Raw genomic sequence first — 18,102 nt, 5'->3', positions numbered from 1 at the left:
GCGATTGCCCTTACTTGCTGGGACCATGCTGTCTTCACTGGCCGTGTTCAGCGGTGCCCGGTGATCAGCTGTCCGGTACACAGGATAGCCGCACCCCAATTTTCTTTTCATTTTATGATCGATACACTTATCGCTTATTCCGTGCGGAATAAGTTTGTAATCGGGCTGTTGGTAACGGCTCTGATCGGGTGGGGGATCTACGCCATGAGCCGGCTGCCCGTAGACGCCGTGCCCGATATCACTAATAATCAGGTGCAGGTCATCACGATCTCACCGGACCTGGCGACCCAGGAAGTAGAACAATTTATCACCGCTCCCGTGGAACTGGCCATGCAAAATCTCCCCGGAGTGGAGGAGATCCGTTCGGTAAGCCGATTCGGGCTTTCCGTCGTAACTGTGGTCTTTCGGGAATCCATGGGCACCTATCTGCCCCGTCAGCTGGTGGCGGAAAAGATCACCGAGGCCGGAGAGGCCATCCCTGCGGGCATGGGTACCCCGGAAATGGCCCCGATCACCACCGGGCTGGGGGAGATCTACCAGTATACCCTCCGGGCCGCAAGCGGCTACGAAGATCAGTATACCGCCATGGAACTGCGGACCATCCAGGACTGGATCGTGAAACGGCAGCTCTCCGGCGTGCCCGGTGTCATTGAGGTAAACACGGTAGGCGGCTTTCTCAAGCAGTACGAAATCGCCCTCAACCCGGAAGCCCTGCGCTCGGCCAATATCACGATCGGTGAAGTGCTGGAAGCGCTCGAACGCAGCAATGAAAACACCGGAGGCTCCTATATCGAAAAAAATCCCAATACCTACTTTATTCGCTCGGAAGGTATGGTGCAGGAGTTGGCGGACATTGAGCAGATCGTTTTGAAAACGGTTGATAATATCCCGATCCTGATCCGGGATATTGCCGAAGTGCGTTTCGGACACGCACCGCGCTACGGAGCAATGACCATCAACGGCCGGGGCAATACCGTCGGCGGGGTGGTCCTGATGCTTAAGGGGGCGAATGCCGCCGAGGTGACCGAACGCATCAAAGAACGGGTCGTGCAGATCCAGCAGTCGCTACCGGAAGGCGTTTTGATCGAACCCTACCTGGTGCGGGATAGCCTCGTGCAGCGGGCCATGCAAACGGTAGAGAAAAATCTCATTGAAGGCGGCTTGATCGTCATCTTTATTCTCGTGTTGTTGCTGGGCAACTGGCGGGCCGGCCTGGTGGTGGCCTCCGTGATCCCGCTGGCCCTGCTCTTTGCCCTGGGGATGATGCAGGTTTTCGCCATCTCTGCTAACCTGATGAGCCTGGGAGCGATCGACTTTGGGCTCATCGTGGACGGTGCGGTGATCATTGTGGAATCGGTAGTCCACCGTTTACAGGTAGGATTTGCCGGGCGGCAACTTAGCCAGCAGCAGATGGATGACGAAATTACGGAGGGAGCTATCCGCATTCGCAAATCGGCTGCGTTCGGGGAGATCATCATCCTGATGGTCTATATCCCGATCCTGGCGCTGACGGGTATCGAAGGTAAAATGTTCCGACCGATGGCGCTGACGGTGGGATTTGCCATCCTGGGAGCGCTCGTCCTTTCCCTGACCTACGTACCGATGATGTCCGCCTTGCTGTTACGGAAAAAGATCGAACGTCGCCGCACTTTCGCCGACCGGATCATGGATCTCTTTCAGCGACTTTACCGGCCGGTTATTCATACCGCCCTGCGGTTCAAAACTGCGGTCGTGCTACTGACCGTGGTGTTGTTCGCGTGCAGCCTCTGGCAGTTCTCCCGACTGGGAGGAGAGTTCATTCCGACCCTGGACGAAGGAGATTTGGCGATCCAGCAGATCCTCGCTCCGGGTAGTTCCCTGGATCAAAGTGTGGCGGTATCGAATATGGTGGCGAATAAGCTGAAGACCAATTTCCCCGAAGTGGTGGACGTAGTGGCCCGGATCGGTGCGGCCGAGATCCCCACGGATCCGATGCCGATCGAGATCGGTGACCTGGTAGTGACGATGAAGCCCAGGGAGGAGTGGGTGAGCGCATCGGACCGGGTGGAAATGTTCGAGCGTTTCGAAGCGGTACTCTCGGAGATCCCCGGGGTAAACTACGAATTTACCCAGCCGATCCAGTTGCGCTTCAATGAACTGCTGACGGGGTCCAGGGCGGATATCGCAGTGAAGATCTACGGCGAGGATCTCGATATCCTCTTCCGTAAGGCCAAGGAAGCCGAAGCACTTTTTCGGAATATCGACGGCATCGCTTCCGTAAAGACAGAGCAGATCGTCGGGATGCCCCAGATCGTGATCCGCTTTAAATATCCGAAACTGGCCCAGTACGGCCTGCAGGTCCGGGATGTTAACCGTGTGATCCGGACCGCTTTTGCCGGCGAAAAAGTGGGCGACGTATACGAAGGAGAGCGGCGTTTCGACATGGTGGTGCGTTTGCAGGAAAACTATCGCCGGGATATTGATAATGTAGAAGAGTTGTACATTCCTCTGCCCAATGGCCGGCAGGTACCACTGGCGGAGGTGGCCGAAGTTACTTTCGAGGAAGCACCCATGCAGATCTCCCGGGAGAATACCCGTCGGCGAATCGTGGTCGGCGTCAATGCGGGCAGCAAGGATACCGAAACGCTGGTGGAGGAAATGCAGGCCCTGCTGACGGCGCAACTGGAATTACCGCCCGGCTACTTCATTACCTACGGCGGGCAATTTGAGAATCTGGTGCAGGCCCGCAACCGCCTTTCTATTGCGGTGCCGGTGGCTCTGGCCCTCATCTTCATCTTGTTGTATTTCACCTTCCATTCGGTGGCTCAGGCGGCCCTGATCTTTACGGCCATTCCCCTGTCCGCCATCGGTGGGATCTGGGCGCTTTGGCTGCGGGGCATGCCCTTCAGTATCTCCGCCGGCATCGGATTTATTGCACTTTTCGGGGTAGCGGTGCTCAACGGTATCGTCCTGATCGCCTATTTCAACCAGCTCCGGGAGGAGGGCGTTTCGGATACCCGAACCCGTATCCTGGAAGGAACCCGGGTGCGCTTACGGCCGGTGCTGATGACGGCTTCGGTCGCTTCGCTGGGATTTCTGCCCATGGCACTTTCCACCTCCGGGGGAGCGGAAGTGCAACGCCCACTGGCGACGGTGGTGATCGGCGGACTGATCTCGGCGACTTTCCTTACGCTGGTCATTCTTCCGATCCTGTACAGTTGGTTGTCCGACTGGAAGCAAAAGCGCAGCGGGAAGATTGGTCTGCTTCTCCTGCCGGGGCTGATCGCCCTGCCCGGTATCACGAATGCCCAGCGGAGCCTGTCTCTGGAAGAGGCGTTGGAAATGGCCCGCTCGACTTATCCAGGATTACAGCTTTCACAACGGGTAATACAGCAACAGGAGGCGCTCGAAGGCTCCGGCTTTGATCCTGCGAAAACCCAGTTCTACTACGGTGGAGATGGCCTCGGTCAGGGGGATCGTTTTTCCGAGCACAGTCTGGGCGTTCGACAGTCTTTTGCCTGGCCCGGGGTCTACCGCGACCGGAACGCTCTCCAGGAAAGTCGGACCGGACTGGCCCGGGCGGCCCAACAAATGAGCGAACGGGAACTGGAGGCCCTGGTGGCCGGTATCTACGCCGACTGGGTAGCCCAGCAGCGGAAACTTACCTTTCTGAATAGTTTTGACAGCCTGTATGTAGCCTTTCTGGAGATCGCACAACTACGGGAACGCACCGGTGCAGCTACCCCATTGGAGCGGATCACCGCCGAAAATAAACGACAGCAGATCGGGCTGAGCCGACGGCAGTGCGAAACGGCCCGGGAAAACCTGGAGCAGCAGTTGCAATTGCTGCTGAATACGACCGAAGATCTGGTACCTCCGTCGGACCTGCCCGCGCGTTTTACGCCGGACCCGGCCGTGCCGGAACACCCCCTATTTGCCTATTACCGGCAACAGGAACAGGTAGCCCGGGATCAGTTGCAACTGGTGGAAGACGGCTTGCTCCCGAACCTCAACCTGGGGTACGCCTACCAGCAATTCGGCAACATAAACGGTCTGCACAGTATCCAACTGGGCATCAGTATCCCGATCTACCGCGGAGCCCAGCGCAAAAAGATCCAGGCGGCCGAAGTGGAAGTCCAGATCGCCGCCTCCCGTCAGGCTACGGAGGCAATACAATTAGAACAGCGAAAACTGCAGCAAAACCGCGAACTCCGGCAGGCCGCACAGGCGCTCGATTATTACGATCGTCAGGGTCACCAGATCGCGGAAGATCTGATCCGTACGGCCGGATTGCAGTACGAGAACGGAGTCCTGACCTATGTCGCCTACGTGCAGGCTCTGGAACAGGCCTACCATCTGCGGCTGGATTACCTGGATGAACTCCAGCGGTACAACCGGATGGTTGTCGGCCTGAACTATCTGTGGTAATCAACCAAAGGCCTGAACTGCTTGGCAGTCAGAAACCCTGGTCAGTGACTATCCCACAGTAATTCATAAGCTCTCAAATCAGACCGGCCCGGTGCCGGCAAACAAAGAAATATTATGCAACAGAATAATAAAAATTCCCTGATCGCCATTTTCCCGCTTCTGCTTTTGCTGGCCTGTGGCGAGCCGCCCGCCCACGAACACACGGAACCCGGCGATGCGGTTGAAACGGCCGACCACGAAGAAGGCGGCCACGCAGCCGATGAAGTAGCACTCACCGAGGCCCAGATCAAAACGATCGGGCTGACGCTGGGTACGTTTGATAGCATTAAGATCTCCGGCTTTATCAAGGCGAACGGTACCATGGACCTCCCGCCGGATGAAGTAGCTACGGTCACCGCCCCCGCCCGTGGCTTTGTGCGGTCTACCCGCGGAGAATACCTCATCGGTAGTTACGTCAAAAAAGGAACGGCACTCGCAACCCTTGAACATCCGGATTTCATCACCGCCCAACAAAGATATCTGGAGGTGAGCGCCCAAATTGAATTCCAGGAACTGGAAGTTGATCGCCAGCAAACCCTGCAGGCCGGCCAGGCCGGAGCGCTGCGGGCGCTGCAACAGGCGGAGAGCGAACTGAAACAGTTACGCGCCCAATTGGCCGGACTGAGTGGACAACTCGCGTATCTGGGCATCAACCCGGACCGCGTGCGGGAAAAAGGAATTGTACCCACCGTGACCATTGCCGCGCCGATATCCGGCTACATCACGGCGCTGAATATCAACCAGGGGCGGTTCTTACAACCCGAAGAAATGCTCTACGAGATCGTGGACAATCGTCATATTCACCTGGAACTGGATGTATTCGAAAAGGACATCGCCGGGGTGAAAGAAAAGATGCGTCTTTCGTTTACCGTGCCCTCGCTCGGCAACGAAGTATTTGCCGGGGAGATCCGACTGGTGGGCCGCTCGTTCAACATGGAAAACAAGACGGTCCGGGTACACGGTCACATCGAAGGCAAACATCCGGCCTTTATCCGGGGACTGTACGTGGAAGCGAAGATCTGGAACGATGATGAAACCGTAGCGGCCCTGCCCGCAAGTGCCATCGTCACTGCGGCGGGGTTGTCTTACATTTTTGTCCAGGAGCCGGACGGTGAGCCGGGGAGTTCCCATTTCAGGCGTATCCCGGTGCGGACCGGTCCTTCGGACGGCCAGTTCGTAACGGTCACTCCGCTGGAAGCTTTACCCGATCAACCAGCCATTGTGAGGAGTCAGGCCTATTTCCTGGCGGCACAGATGGTGCAGGGCGAACTGGCGCACGAACACTGATTTTGGTCATAAGGGACATACCCTAAAAAAATCGGGGATCAGGGGTGACGCTTCCCCTGATCCCACTTTTGTTTGTCAAAACTTGGATAAAATTAAACGATAAGACTATCCTGAAATGGATTCTGGTCTTGCTTCAACCGGATAGCTTATCACATTGGTTCTCTACCTACCCAACTGGAAGGTACGTGCTTGATCTTAGGTGTCATCTTGAGGATGGCCCGCAGGATATCACTACGACTGATCTGGCCTACCAGTTTACCGTTGTCGCAAACCGGAAAACGGCGGTAATTGGTCAGCGCAAATTTGTAGGATATTTCCAGGACGTTCTTATCTACCTCCACCGTTTCAACATTGGTCGACATAAAGTCGCCGACGGTGCCGGTAGCGCCCGGACCCTGGTTATAAGGACCTTCCACGATGGCATTTATACAGTCTTTCTCCGAGAGCATACCCACCAGATCACCGTCTTGATTGACTACGGGGGCACCGGATATTCTGTGCTTGACAATCGTTTTGATGGCATCCCGGAGATCAATATCCGGGGTGAAAGTGATCAGTTTAGTCGCCATATAGCGGGTAATGGGCTCTGGATCTTGCATATATTCCTGGTTTGATGAAAAATTTCGAGAATTGAAAAGTAATTTACATAAAAATGGGAATATAAAACGTTTTGCGCAAAATAATTTTGATTTATCTTATAAAATTGCACTTTTATTTCAAGGGTGATGGATTTTTAGCTTAAAATTTGGACAGAACGCAGGTAGTTTACTCTAAAACAGCCCTTCTACTACAACCGTAAGGTCAATACCAATGCGCATCCTCGTCCAAGTTCAGACTTGGAAACTTTCACACATTTCCACTTCAACACTTCAACACATTTTTACTATTTGCGTAACACCAGCACCGGGATCTCCTTATCCAGGCCCAGCAGTTTTTCCGTCACGCTACCCAGAAAGACCCTTTCCAGGGTACTGTGGCCTTTGGCGCCGATCACGATCAGGTCATAGGATCCCTTCACGGCCTGGGCGTAGATCTGTTTGGCCGGGTTGCCTTTTTCGTTGACCGCCAGGTCGCTGCTGAGCGTAACGCCCCGGGTATCGAAGTGCAGGATGAATTTTTCCAGCGCTTCCCGTTTGAAGGCTTTAATATCTTCCTTGACCCGCTCGTAGCTCAGGTTGATGCTCGGATTACCGGTCATGGGTACGTCGTAGGTATTGAATGCCGTCACTTCTACATTTTCCAGTTCGGCGGCCAGATCGATCGCGCCCTGCATGGCCAGTTTGGAATGATCGGAGAAATCAACCGGAACGAGCATTTTGCGGATGTTTTCCTGACTCGTTTCGGGCACAAAAAGTACGGCGCAGTCCGCGTGGCGGGCGATCTTTTTGGCCATTACGCCACTACCTTCGGACATTTTCTTGTTCCCTACGATCAGGAGGTCGGCTTCTTTAACCTTCACCCAGTGCAGGATCTCCTTCAGGGGGTCACCTTCCAGGATATCGATCGTTACTTCCGCCCCGTGGCGTTGGGTATAGCCGGTTTCCACCTTTCTTTCCAGAGCGGTGCGCAGCAATTCATCTTTTGACAGGGGATTGCCGGCTTCATCATTGTAAATGATCTCCATACCCGGAGGGATCTCCAGATCGTGATCTACATAGATGAAGTGGACTTTTTCCGGTGCGATCAGATGACTGAACGTATTGAAGTACCGGATCATTTTTTCATCGAATACGGAATGGTCGAGGGCGATCAGGATCCTTTGAAAATTTTTCATGGCTTTTGGTTTTGATTGGCGGTGGTTCCAATATGTGATTAATATCATTGGCGCGTGGTGATAAAACGTTGCCGGGTAGTGTGATGTTTGTCATTTCTTTAGTAACCCGATGACGAAATGTGTGAACGTGGAAACGTGTGAAAGTGTGAACGTTTGATAGTCGGGCCCCAACGTATACACATTCAAACGTTTCCACCTTAGCACGTGATCTAAAAGTGAAAAGTTCCTTAAAGCCTTTCGGGTTTGATCACTTAACGGGTAGATAGTGTAATTTAGCGGGCGCGGGGAATTTGTCCCAAATTGTAGGAAAATTATAAAATGCAGCTTGCAATTTTGACGTTATTAAATTTCCTAACGCAAGCATTCGAAATTTTTTTTACTTTCGCACAACGAAGAAATCAACAAAATCATGCAACACAGAATCTCATTTCTTTTTCTTTTCCTTTCATTTGCTTACACCGGTATGGTGAGCGCTCAGGAAGGTAACTATACGATTGATAAGGATGCTCCTTTCGAATTTTACGTGAGCGGGAGTTCCACGCTGCACGATTGGAAAGCCACGGTTGGTACGGTGACGGACTATCCCGCTACGCTTAAGGTCGGGAAAGACGCCGTGGAAGGTTTTGCGTTCAAAGCCGACGTCGCCAGCATGGACGGCGGGCGTGGCAGCGCTATGAACAACAAGATCTATAAAGCCCTGAAATCCGAAACCCATCCCCAGATCACCTTCGAGCAAAAGACCGCAGCGGCGATCAAAGCCCTGCCGGGAGGCCAGTTCAAACTGACTTCAACCGGGATACTATCCATCGGTGGTGTAGAAAAAACGGTAAGCGTAGAAGTGATGGGTACGAAAAAAGATGGTAAATTAGTATTCCAGGGATCAAAACCTCTGAAATTGAGCGAATTCGAGATCGAACCACCATCTGCAATGTTTGGTCAGATCCAGACCCATGACGATGTGACGGTGCATTTTACGTTCAATTACCTTGCTCAATAATTGCCGAATGTTTGCTTTTGGCCAAATTGTTCACCAAAGTGTTTTCAACCACATATGAATAAAAGACTATTAAATCTATTGATGTTTGCTGCCTTGCTGCTGCCTTTCAGTGCATGGAGCCAGGCCGCTGCCAGTGAAAAATTAACCCAACAGATACCCGGAACGGAGGTGAAGTTCGACATGGCCCTGATTCCCGGAGGTACTTATACCATGGGTAGCCCCGAGGATGAAGCCGGCCGGGAGGAAGACGAAGGCCCGCAATTCGAAGTGAGCGTGGATTCTTTCTGGATGGGTGTTTACGAAGTGACTTACGACGAATACAATATCTTTCGGGATAAAACCCTCGACCTGCCGGCAGACGAAAATACCGAATGGAATGCCGATGCGGTAGCCCGTCCGAGCCCGCCCTACGAAGATCCTACCTTCGGTATGGGTAAGGAAGGTTTTCCGGCGGTGAGTATGACCCAGTTCGGCGCCCTGCAGTACTGCAAGTGGCTGAGCGAAAAGACCGGGGTATTTTACCGTCTGCCGACCGAAGCGGAATGGGAATACGCCTGCCGGGCGGGAATGACCGGACCGTACTACTTCGACGAAGCGGAATCTTCCATCGAAGACCACGCCTGGTACTACGAGAACAGCTCGGAAAAATACCATAAGGTAGGGGAGAAGCAACCCAATCCCTGGGGCCTGTACGACATGCTGGGTAACGTTTCCGAATGGACGCTGGACCAGTACGAAGAAGATGCCTACCAGGTAATGTCCGAGAAAATGGCCGGTGAAGTGAATCCCTGGATCCACCCCACCAAACTGCACCCTCGTACCGTAAGAGGCGGCTCCTGGGATAATGATGTGGAAGAGCAACGCTGCTCCTGCCGTATCCCGTCCAGCCGTCGCTGGAAAGAAAGAGATCCCCAGATCCCGAAAAGTTTCTGGTGGAATACCGATTCTCCTTTCGTTGGTTTCCGGATCATCCGGCCTTATAACCAACCGTCTCCGGAAGAACAACAGGCTTTCTGGGAAATGGTGCTGGGAGGGTAATTTGTATCTGATGATTTGATGATCTGATGATTTAATGATCAGATAATCAAACGATCTTACCGGGTAGAAGGGAACGAAAAGTATCCTTCTACCCAATGCCAAATAATACGAGCCTTTTCGATAAAACCAATTACATTTTGCGATTCAGCCTACTTTCCGTATTATTATTGAACTTTCTGTGTGCGCCCACGGCCCAAGCTCAGGAGCTTCGTCGCTTTGAGTTCTCGGAACCGAAAATGGGCACTACTTTCCGGATGGTTTTTTATGCGGAACGCGAGGAGGAAGCAACACAGGCGGCCGCGGCCGCTTTCGAACGTATCGACGAACTCAACCGCATCTTCAGCGACTACCAGGAAGACAGTGAAGTAAGCCGGCTATCCCAGTCGGCCGGTTCCGGAGAAAAAGTGCCCGTTTCTGACGAACTTTGGGAAGTGCTGCACTACGCCAGGCAACTTTCCAAAAAAAGTAATGGCGCCTTTGACGTAAGTATCGGCCCGCTGAGTAAACTCTGGCGACGGGCTTTCCGCCAAATGGAATTCCCCCAACCGGAAAAGATAACCGCAGCCCGCGCCCTGGTCAACTACCGTGATATCCGGCTGTACCGGAAGCACCGGCGGGTCCGCCTGTGCAAGGCCGGTATGCGGATCGATCTGGGCGGCATTGCCAAGGGATATACCGTAGATGCAGTATACCGCGTTTTACTGGAACGGGGCATCAACCGGGCTCTGGTGGATGGCGGCGGCGACATTTACGCTGGTGATCCCCCGCCCGGGCAGTCCGGCTGGGAAGTGCAGATGGTCGCTCTGGAAGAGGGGGTAGACCCCCAAAGGATCGTCCTCAGCCGGCGAGCGATCGCCAGCTCCGGATCCACGTATAAGTTTCTGGAATGGAACGGCGAAAGATATTCCCACATCATTGATCCCCGCACGGGGCTGGGTATTACCGAGACCGATATCATTAATGTGGCGGCCGACAACTGTATGCAGGCCGATGCTTTCGCCTCAACTTTATCGATCATAAATGACCTGGAACGCACACGTCTGCTGGATCGGTTTCCGAACGTAGCGCTCCAGAAAACGAACGAATAGACCACTTTAAACATTTATCTCAAACCGCGTACCAAGTACCGAGTACCGGGTACCATAAAAAATCTTCAGATTATGGATAAGTCAAATACCAGTAGACGGGAATTTATGAAAAAATCCGGTTCTGCCCTTATTGCATCCGGCCTTGGGCTGAATGTGCTGGCTGCACGTTCGGGCCGTCCCTTCGATTTCAATGCCGATACCATTAAGGTCGGTCTGATCGGATGCGGTGGTCGTGGTACCGGTGCGGCCTACCAGGCAACGATGGCCGACGATAATGTTGTACTGACGGCAATGGCCGATCTGTTCCAGGACCGCCTGGATTCTTCCTATAAGAACCTGATGAACGAAAATCCGGATAAGATCAAGGTTGAAGAGGATATGAAGTTCGTCGGTTTTGATTCTTACAAAAAAGTACTGGCTTCCGATGTGGATGTCGTCCTGCTGGCTACTCCGCCTAACTTCCGTCCGGGCCACCTGGCCGCGGCGATCGAGGCCGGCAAACACATTTTCTGTGAAAAACCCGTAGCCGTTGACGCACCGGGTGTTCGCAGTGTGATCGAATCGGCTAAAAAAGCCAAAGAAAAAGGTCTGGCGCTGATGTCCGGTTTCTGCTGGCGTCACGACGTACCGAAAATTGATACCTACAATCGCATCCTGGACGGTGCCATCGGCAACGTACACACGATCTACAATACCTATAACACCGGTGCTCTCTGGTTCAGAGATCGCCAACCGGACTGGTCCGACCTGGAATACAAAATGCGCAACTGGTTGTACTACAACTGGATGTCCGGTGATCACATCGTAGAGCAGGCTATCCACAGTATTGACCTGATGTCCTGGGCGATGGGCGACGAACTGCCCGTGAGCGCATCCGGTACCGGTGGTCGTCAGAGCCGTACCGAAGACCAGTACGGTAACGTGTATGATCACTTTGCCATTGTTTACGAATACGGTGACGGCCGCAGAGGATACCACTTCAGCCGCCAGCAAAAGGACACCGCCCGCGCCTATGGCATTGACATGATGGGTGACCAGGGGCGTTGTAACATCGATGTATTCCGTAAGCACGAGATCATTGGTAAAGACGGTGAATGGAACTGGGACGGCAAGAAGTCCAACATGTACCAGAATGAGCACAACACCCTCTTTGCCTCCATCCGGAAAGGTGAGCCTTTCAACGACGGAGTGAGAATGGCCAACAGCACCATGCTGGCGATCTGGGGCCGGATGGTAGCCTATACCGGACAAACGATCAGCTGGGAAGATGCGCTGAATTCCGACGAACAACTGGGGCCGGACCTGAACGAATATTCCTGGGATATGGACTGGAAAATGGCCGAAGTTGCGCAACCGGGAATTACAAAATTCAGCTAGACCATGAATAGAAGAAAATTCATACATAATTCGATGGGAGCGGCGGCCATGGTCACCCTGGGGTCCGCCGCCCCCGGCGCTTTTAGTCCGAAAAAGCCGCTGAACAAAAAGAGCCTGAAATTCGGCATGATCAAGGAAGACCTTTCCGTACTGGAGAAGTTCAAGCTGGTCAAATCGCTGGGATTTGACGGCGTCGAATTGGACAGTCCGAACGATCTGAACGAAAAGGAGATCCTGGAAGCCCGGGATAAGACCGGTCTGAAGATCCCGGGTGTGGTCAACTCCGTACACTGGCGCAAGCCCATGTCGGATCCCGATCCCAAAGTCCGGGCTGAATGTACCCAGTCCATGATCGATGCCCTGGAAAAGTGCAAGCTCTACGGCGGTACGACCGTACTGCTGGTACCGGGGGTAGTCAATGAGAATGTACGCTACGATGAAGCCTGGGAACGCTCCACGGCCGAGATCAAAAAAATACTGCCGACTGCCGAAAAGACTGGCATCAAGATCGCCATCGAGAACGTCTGGAATAACTTCCTGATCAGTCCGATGGAAGCGGCGCAGTATATCGATCAGTTCGACAGTGAAATGATCGGTTGGTACTTTGACGTAGGCAATATCGTGCGCTACGGCTGGCCGGACCAGTGGGTGCACATCCTCGGAAAGCGTATCCTGAAAGTGGACATCAAGGAATACAGCCGTACCAAGCAGAAAGAAGAAGGCATCTGGGAAGGCTTCAAGGTTAAACTCGGAGAAGGCGACAGCGACTGGCCCCGGGTGAACAAAGCCCTGAAGGCCGTAGGCTATTCCGGTTGGGGTTCGGCCGAAGTTGCCGGCGGTGACCGGGAACGCCTGAAAGAGATCTCCGAACGAATGGATGATGTTTATAGCCGCTAAGGTGTGACCCTAGCCGGCTCGCATGTCTTTACGAATGATATAGGTTTGGTGGTGGGTTACCGTTTTACCGGTAAACCGCCCGCCGGATACGAAGAGCTATTTTATTGTTAATGATTTTAGTTAGCGTGTTTAGGTTTGCTTCTCGAAGTACAATCTAAACGCGCTTTTTATTTTGACGTAGGAAGAACGGAATCAGTATTAAAGTTTGCGCTTGATTTTCCGGATGGCTATCTTCGGGTTATGAACAACCTCAAACCCTACGTGCTTACCCTTAGTCTGATGATCCTGCCCGCTTTGATTCTGGCCCAAACCGTGCATCAATACCTGGAAAGTCAGACAGATTTTGTCAACCCGGAACGCGGTATGTACCGGTATTTTGAAACCCGGACTTCCGGCAGTTACACCCCATTGGATCAGCAATCGCTCGAAAATCTGCGTTCCCAGGATCAACAAAGCCTCATTTACCGGATCTTTTATCTCGATGGATTTTATTCCGATCCGATAAGTACCACAGTGCTGGATGCCATTGAGCAGGATTTCGCCACCCTGCGGGCATCAGGCGTAAAAGCACTAGTTAGGTTCGCCTATACGGATGAACTGAATTACGATGAGGAGGACAACCCGATTACCCCTTTCAACGATACTCCCGAACCGGCGCTTTTATTTGAGCATATCCACCAGTTACGGCCTATTCTGCAGGTCAACAGCGATGTGATCCTCACGGTGCACAATGGGTTTTACGGAATTTGGGGAGAGAATTATTACAGCGATGATTTCGGCACGCCCTATCCGGGCCCGATCACCGCCCAGCAACAGCAATTGCGCGATGCCGTAACGGATAGTCTGCTGGCCATCCTGCCGACCGATCGCACCGTTTCCGTGCGGTATCCTACCCTGAAATCGGAATACCTTGATCTGATGCTACCGGCAGATTCCCTCACCTATGCCGAAGCCTTTACCGGAACGGCGAAAAGTCGTATCGCCTATCACAACGACTGTTTTCTGGCAGATTACAATGATTATACTTTTCTCGATACGCTAACGGAAAAACCCTACTGGGCCGCGGAGAGCCGCTACCTGCTGATGGGCGGGGAAACCTGCCGCGATGAGCCGACTTATACCCAATGTACCAACGCCCTCCCGGAATTGGAGCGTTTCCACTGGACTTATCTGAACGATGATTATCACCCCAATGTATTGCAGCGATGGCAACAGGAAGGGTGTTTTGATGAAATTCGCAGAAAATTAGGCTACCGTCTGGTGCTCCGGGAAGCGACCTTGCCTGATGCTATCGATCAGAACGAGCTTTTTTCGCTTTCCCTGGAGATTGAAAACATCGGATGGGCGGCGCCGATGTTACCGCGGGCGGTGCAATTAGTATTTCGGCATACGACCAGCCAGGAGGAATTTTTCTTATCCCTGGCGGCTATCGACCTGCGCCGCTGCGGTGGTGGTCAGGTCTGTAGTTACAACCTGACCCTGGAGTCCGGCCAGAATATTCCCCCGGGCGAGTATGATCTCCTGCTTTTTTTGCCGGACGGACGGAGCAACCTGCAGAGTGATCCAAAGTTCGCAATTCGTTTAGCGAACCAGGACATTTGGGAAGCAGCAAGCGGCATGCACGACCTACAGCACAGCTTATCGGTAATGGGCACCACCTGCCCGCTGGATACGACCCTGTCCGTAGGGCCATTGGTGACCGCAACGTATCGGGCGGCCAATAATTTACGGGTGGAAACAGCGATAGCAGCAGAAGCAAGGGCTCGTTTTGAAGCGGGAGAACTGATCCAGTTTCTGCCCGGCTTTTCGACACTTTCCGGAAGTGAAATGGAAGCGGTTATTCAGGATTGCCCGGAACCAGCACTATTAAAGGAGCAGCAGCCAGTTCGCCGGATCCTAGAAAAGGCTATGAAAACCAATGCTAATCTACAGCTTGGACCGAATCCTTTCCACAGTAATCTCAATATAAGTTTTCAGGGATTGGAAGGGGGCGCGCCGGAATTCCTGCAACTGGTACTGTCGGATCTTTACGGGCGACCTTTACGCCAGTTTAAGATCCATTCCCATGAAACGATCACGCTCCGGTTACCGGACCTGCCGCCAGGCCTTTATCTTATTACCTGGAAAAATCAGGAAGGTCAGCAGACCAGAAAGGTGATCAAACAGTGAATGGGCCGGTCATTTTTTTATTACGACCAGTTCTTTGATTTCCAGTCCCGGATTCGGTTGGCTTGTTACCAGGGATAAACTCAGCGTATCCTTGATTGCGGGAAGCTCCATTTGTCCCAGTGAATAGTACGACCAGCTTTCCGCCTGGGGTTGCTCCGGGAGTACTTTTGTGAGGCTGGCAGTACCCACCTGCACTTCCAGCTCGATCGAAGGTCCATCGCTATGCTGGTAGCGGGCCAGAATACCAAATTCGTAACTACCGGACTCGACAAAGGCTGCCGGCCAGCTGGCCCGGTCTTCGGGGGTTTGCCAGTTACTCAGCCAATCGCCGTCCACACCGCTGGGATGGGAGCCGATCCGTTCGCCCTCCAGGCCTCTTTTACCGAGAAAGATCAGTCCACCGGAAGCCCGGGCGTGGTGGGGTTGGATAAATACCGAATCCGCCTGCGGATAACCCAGAGGAATAGGAGAGACCTGTAGATTATTTTCCTCCAGTATGCCGTCCCACCAGTTTTGGTAAGCAGTTTTTAACTCGTTAAAGATCTCGGGCCGTTGCTCCGCCAGATCCGTAGATTCCCCCGGATCGTCATCCAGTTGGTAGAGGTGCTCACCGTTCACCATTTTCCAGGGGCCTTTTCGGGCAATTCCCCCCGGATAGGGTTCGGTATTACCCAGTGTACTTAAGGCAAAATTCTGAAAGACAATGCGCTCATCGGGGGGAGCACCACCTGCAAGTAACCCCTGCAGACTTTGACCATCGATCCGCTTCTCCGGAGTATCGCTGGTTATGCCCGTGATATCCAGTAAGGTCGGTAAAACATCGATATGTGCCGCCACGGTAGGAATGCTTTGATTTTCCGTCCAATGACCCGCCCAGCTCCAGAAAGACTGAGTTCGGATACCTCCTTCAAAAACGGAGAATTTCTGATCCCGTAGTCCAGCATTAAAACGCATTTTTTCCTGAGGGATCTGCCATCCGCTGATCGGGCCGTTATCGCTCATAAAAATAATGATGGTTTCTTCGAGTAGCCCTTCCCGGGTGAGTTGATCCAGGATGCGACCCACGTTTTGATCCAGTTGTTCGATCAGGCCGTAAACGCGGGCGGTGCGTTCTTCCAGCCCCTGTTCGGCGTATGGCTGCCACCAGTTGGTATCCACCTGCAGCGGCGTATGTGGTGCATTGTAAGCGAGGTAGCAGAAAAACGGGTCAGCGGCATCTTTTTGCATGAATTGCAGGGCCTTATCGGTCAGTACTTCGGTAATGTGCCCGCGCTGAGCTTCCGGGCGGCCGTTGTGTTCCAGCACCGGATCGTAATAATCAGCGGTGTGACCGGTACGGAAGCCCAGAAATTCATCAAAGCCCTGGGCGTTCGGCAGACTGGGATAGTATTCCCCGAGATGCCATTTACCGAATATCGCTGTGCGATAACCCGCAGGTTGCAGGTATTCGGCGATGGTTTTTTCTTCGGGATTTAGGGTTTCGTATCCGTTGGTCACACTGCGTACGTGCGTACGCTGGTGGTAGCGCCCGGTGAGCAGGCTCGCCCGGGTAGTCGCACAGACGGAAGAAACGTAAAAGTTGGTGAATTGCACTCCACTGCGCGCCAAACGGTCCAGATTCGGGGTCCGCAGGTAGGGATTGCCGGCACCGGCAACATCGCCGTAGCCCATATCATCGGCCAGGATCAGGAGAATATTGGGCCGTGATGGCTCGGATTGCGAGGGAGATCCGCAAGATATTAGCAAGGTAAGAATAGTGGCAGAACCACTAAGCAAAAATTTCATCATCGCGGAGAAGGTTTGATTGGTGCAGATTTACAAAAAAAAGGACGATCGGCAAACCTGCACCAACCTGTACGCCGCTTAGTCCGGCAGTACTTTCACCATAATGTCTTTAAAGTAAACGGTGCTGCCGGCATCGTGGCCCTGCAGGGCAAAAGTGCCGCTGGAGATCAGTCGGTTCTTCATGCCGTCCGGGCGGTCCGGATTATCCGGCTCGGTGTAGTCCACTACCGTTTTACCGTCGATCATTACCTGCACGTGTTTGCCGTTGACGATGATGTGCTGCGTAAACCATTCGTTATCCTTGGCGGGTGGGTCCCGGACGTCGTCAATGGCGTACAAACCACCGGTGCGCCGCCAGTCGGAATGACTGTTGTTCACCTGCACTTCGTAGCCCTTGGACGGCCAGCCTTCGGGCTGGTAAGCCGTGTGGAAGTAGATGCCGGCATTGGAATTGGGCTTGGTCATGACCTGCGCCTTAAATTCGAAGTTCTTAAAGTTGTGATCAGCAACTGGCCCGTCGTAAAAGAGGTGGGACCGTTCGCCGTTGGCTACGATAGCGCCGTCTTCGATCCGGAAAGTCTCCGGATTTTCGTTGAGCTTCCAGCCGTTTAAGGATTTGCCGTCAAAGATGCTGACCCAACCGGATTTAGCATCTTTGGAGGTGCCGCAGGAAGCCAGTAATAAGATGGCCAGCGCACCCAGAAATAAGTGATTTTTCATAAAAAAGTTGTTGTTTAAAAGTTGGTGATATAGCAGGTATTAAACCAGATCATCTTTTCCTTCCCATTTTTGTTTGAGGCGTTCCAGCTCTTTAAGTTCGAGTCGGTCTTCATCGCTCAGTTTCGATTCGCGGGGCGGACTCATACCCTCCCGCCGGTATAACCGCTGTATTTCCACCTTCAATTGCCTTTCTTCCCAATTGTCATCTCCCGCAAGCCGGCTACGGGGGATCCTAAATATACTGAGATACAAAATACCGAGTACTAGCGCAAAGCCTACGACCGGGATCAGTAACCAGAAATATTCCCCGATCGGCGGATCAAATTTAAACCGAATAAAGGCCATGATTAACAGGATAATGATGGACAGCGCACCAAAAACCAGTGCCAGGATATAAAAAGACTTTTTGGCCTCTACTTTTTTGCGGGCGGCTTTTTGAATTTCCTGATGTGTCATAATAGTTGTGCTTGGTAGTTGGCAGCCGGTGCCGGACTGGCAGTGGCTGCGTTCCTTTTTTTAGCGCA

13 protein-coding genes are annotated in these 18,102 nt (G+C 53.0%); 8 read left to right on the top strand and 5 right to left on the bottom strand.

Going from position 1 to position 18,102, the window contains the following annotated elements; all coding sequences use genetic code 11:
- Positions 1-114: 114 nt before the first annotated feature.
- Entirely contained in the window at positions 115-4,407 is a 4,293-nt protein-coding gene (locus CRP01_RS14040; RefSeq protein WP_099150685.1) for a CusA/CzcA family heavy metal efflux RND transporter, read from the top strand.
- Positions 4,408-4,521: 114 nt separating this feature from the next.
- Positions 4,522-5,733, top strand: a complete 1,212-nt coding sequence (locus CRP01_RS14035) for an efflux RND transporter periplasmic adaptor subunit (RefSeq protein WP_099150684.1) — start codon at positions 4,522-4,524, stop codon at positions 5,731-5,733.
- A 149-nt stretch (positions 5,734-5,882) separates the two neighbouring features.
- Here the strand turns inward: CRP01_RS14035 and CRP01_RS14030 are convergent, their stop codons facing one another.
- The gene (locus CRP01_RS14030; RefSeq protein WP_099150683.1) at positions 5,883-6,332 is read right to left on the bottom strand and encodes a CBS domain-containing protein; all 450 of its coding nucleotides are present in this window, start codon (positions 6,330-6,332) and stop codon (positions 5,883-5,885) included.
- A 284-nt stretch (positions 6,333-6,616) separates the two neighbouring features.
- The gene (locus CRP01_RS14025; RefSeq protein WP_170110367.1) at positions 6,617-7,507 is read right to left on the bottom strand and encodes a universal stress protein; all 891 of its coding nucleotides are present in this window, start codon (positions 7,505-7,507) and stop codon (positions 6,617-6,619) included.
- 409 nt (positions 7,508-7,916) lie between these two features.
- Here CRP01_RS14025 and CRP01_RS14020 point away from each other — a divergent pair, with 409 nt between their 5' ends.
- From CRP01_RS14020 to CRP01_RS13995, 6 genes are all read left to right on the top strand, one after another.
- Positions 7,917-8,504 (top strand): YceI family protein, encoded by a 588-nt coding sequence (locus tag CRP01_RS14020; protein ID WP_099150681.1) that lies wholly within the window; start codon positions 7,917-7,919, stop codon positions 8,502-8,504.
- A gap of 54 nt (positions 8,505-8,558) precedes the next feature.
- A complete protein-coding gene (locus CRP01_RS14015) occupies positions 8,559-9,542 on the top strand; it encodes a formylglycine-generating enzyme family protein (RefSeq protein ID WP_099150680.1) in 984 nt (327 codons plus the stop codon).
- Between the two features lie 137 nt (positions 9,543-9,679).
- On the top strand, positions 9,680-10,630 hold the full coding sequence (locus CRP01_RS14010) for an FAD:protein FMN transferase (RefSeq protein ID WP_170110366.1): 951 nt from the start codon (positions 9,680-9,682) through the stop codon (positions 10,628-10,630).
- Positions 10,631-10,702: 72 nt separating this feature from the next.
- Positions 10,703-12,007, top strand: a complete 1,305-nt coding sequence (locus CRP01_RS14005; protein ID WP_099150678.1) for a Gfo/Idh/MocA family protein — start codon at positions 10,703-10,705, stop codon at positions 12,005-12,007.
- A gap of 3 nt (positions 12,008-12,010) precedes the next feature.
- Positions 12,011-12,904 (top strand): sugar phosphate isomerase/epimerase family protein, encoded by an 894-nt coding sequence (locus tag CRP01_RS14000; protein WP_099150677.1) that lies wholly within the window; start codon positions 12,011-12,013, stop codon positions 12,902-12,904.
- Positions 12,905-13,144: 240 nt separating this feature from the next.
- On the top strand, positions 13,145-15,073 hold the full coding sequence (locus CRP01_RS13995; RefSeq protein ID WP_143473384.1) for a DUF4832 domain-containing protein: 1,929 nt from the start codon (positions 13,145-13,147) through the stop codon (positions 15,071-15,073).
- 9 nt (positions 15,074-15,082) lie between these two features.
- Here CRP01_RS13995 and CRP01_RS13990 read toward each other — a convergent pair whose 3' ends face one another.
- The 3 genes from CRP01_RS13990 to CRP01_RS13980 form a co-directional block, all read right to left on the bottom strand.
- Entirely contained in the window at positions 15,083-16,861 is a 1,779-nt protein-coding gene (locus CRP01_RS13990; protein ID WP_099150675.1) for an arylsulfatase, read from the bottom strand.
- Positions 16,862-16,936: 75 nt separating this feature from the next.
- Positions 16,937-17,578: a 3-keto-disaccharide hydrolase gene (locus CRP01_RS13985; protein WP_099150674.1), complete on the bottom strand. Its 642-nt coding sequence runs from the start codon at positions 17,576-17,578 to the stop codon at positions 16,937-16,939.
- Positions 17,579-17,617: 39 nt separating this feature from the next.
- A complete protein-coding gene (locus CRP01_RS13980; RefSeq protein ID WP_099150673.1) occupies positions 17,618-18,034 on the bottom strand; it encodes a 2TM domain-containing protein in 417 nt (138 codons plus the stop codon).
- Positions 18,035-18,102: the final 68 nt, after the last annotated feature.

Origin of the sequence: Flavilitoribacter nigricans DSM 23189 = NBRC 102662, from assembly GCF_002646595.1 — a bacterium.
Lineage (GTDB): Bacteria > Bacteroidota > Bacteroidia > Chitinophagales > Saprospiraceae > Flavilitoribacter > Flavilitoribacter nigricans.
The sequence above is the reverse complement of the archived record's forward strand: the minus strand, read 5'-3'. Positions and strand labels throughout refer to the sequence as shown.

Bases quoted from the DNA above. Each gene is read 5' to 3' on its own strand.
- CRP01_RS14030 (WP_099150683.1), bottom strand. From the start codon at position 6,332: ATGCAAGATCCAGAGCCCATTACCCGCTATATGGCGACTAAACTGATC.
- CRP01_RS14005 (WP_099150678.1), top strand. From the start codon at position 10,703: ATGGATAAGTCAAATACCAGTAGACGGGAATTTATGAAAAAATCCGGT.
- CRP01_RS13990 (WP_099150675.1), bottom strand. From the start codon at position 16,861: ATGATGAAATTTTTGCTTAGTGGTTCTGCCACTATTCTTACCTTGCTA.
- CRP01_RS14040 (WP_099150685.1), top strand. From the start codon at position 115: ATGATCGATACACTTATCGCTTATTCCGTGCGGAATAAGTTTGTAATC.
- CRP01_RS13995 (WP_143473384.1), top strand. From the start codon at position 13,145: ATGAACAACCTCAAACCCTACGTGCTTACCCTTAGTCTGATGATCCTG.
- CRP01_RS14035 (WP_099150684.1), top strand. From the start codon at position 4,522: ATGCAACAGAATAATAAAAATTCCCTGATCGCCATTTTCCCGCTTCTG.
- CRP01_RS14015 (WP_099150680.1), top strand. From the start codon at position 8,559: ATGAATAAAAGACTATTAAATCTATTGATGTTTGCTGCCTTGCTGCTG.
- CRP01_RS13980 (WP_099150673.1), bottom strand. From the start codon at position 18,034: ATGACACATCAGGAAATTCAAAAAGCCGCCCGCAAAAAAGTAGAGGCC.
- CRP01_RS14020 (WP_099150681.1), top strand. From the start codon at position 7,917: ATGCAACACAGAATCTCATTTCTTTTTCTTTTCCTTTCATTTGCTTAC.
- CRP01_RS13985 (WP_099150674.1), bottom strand. From the start codon at position 17,578: ATGAAAAATCACTTATTTCTGGGTGCGCTGGCCATCTTATTACTGGCT.
- CRP01_RS14000 (WP_099150677.1), top strand. From the start codon at position 12,011: ATGAATAGAAGAAAATTCATACATAATTCGATGGGAGCGGCGGCCATG.
- CRP01_RS14025 (WP_170110367.1), bottom strand. From the start codon at position 7,507: ATGAAAAATTTTCAAAGGATCCTGATCGCCCTCGACCATTCCGTATTC.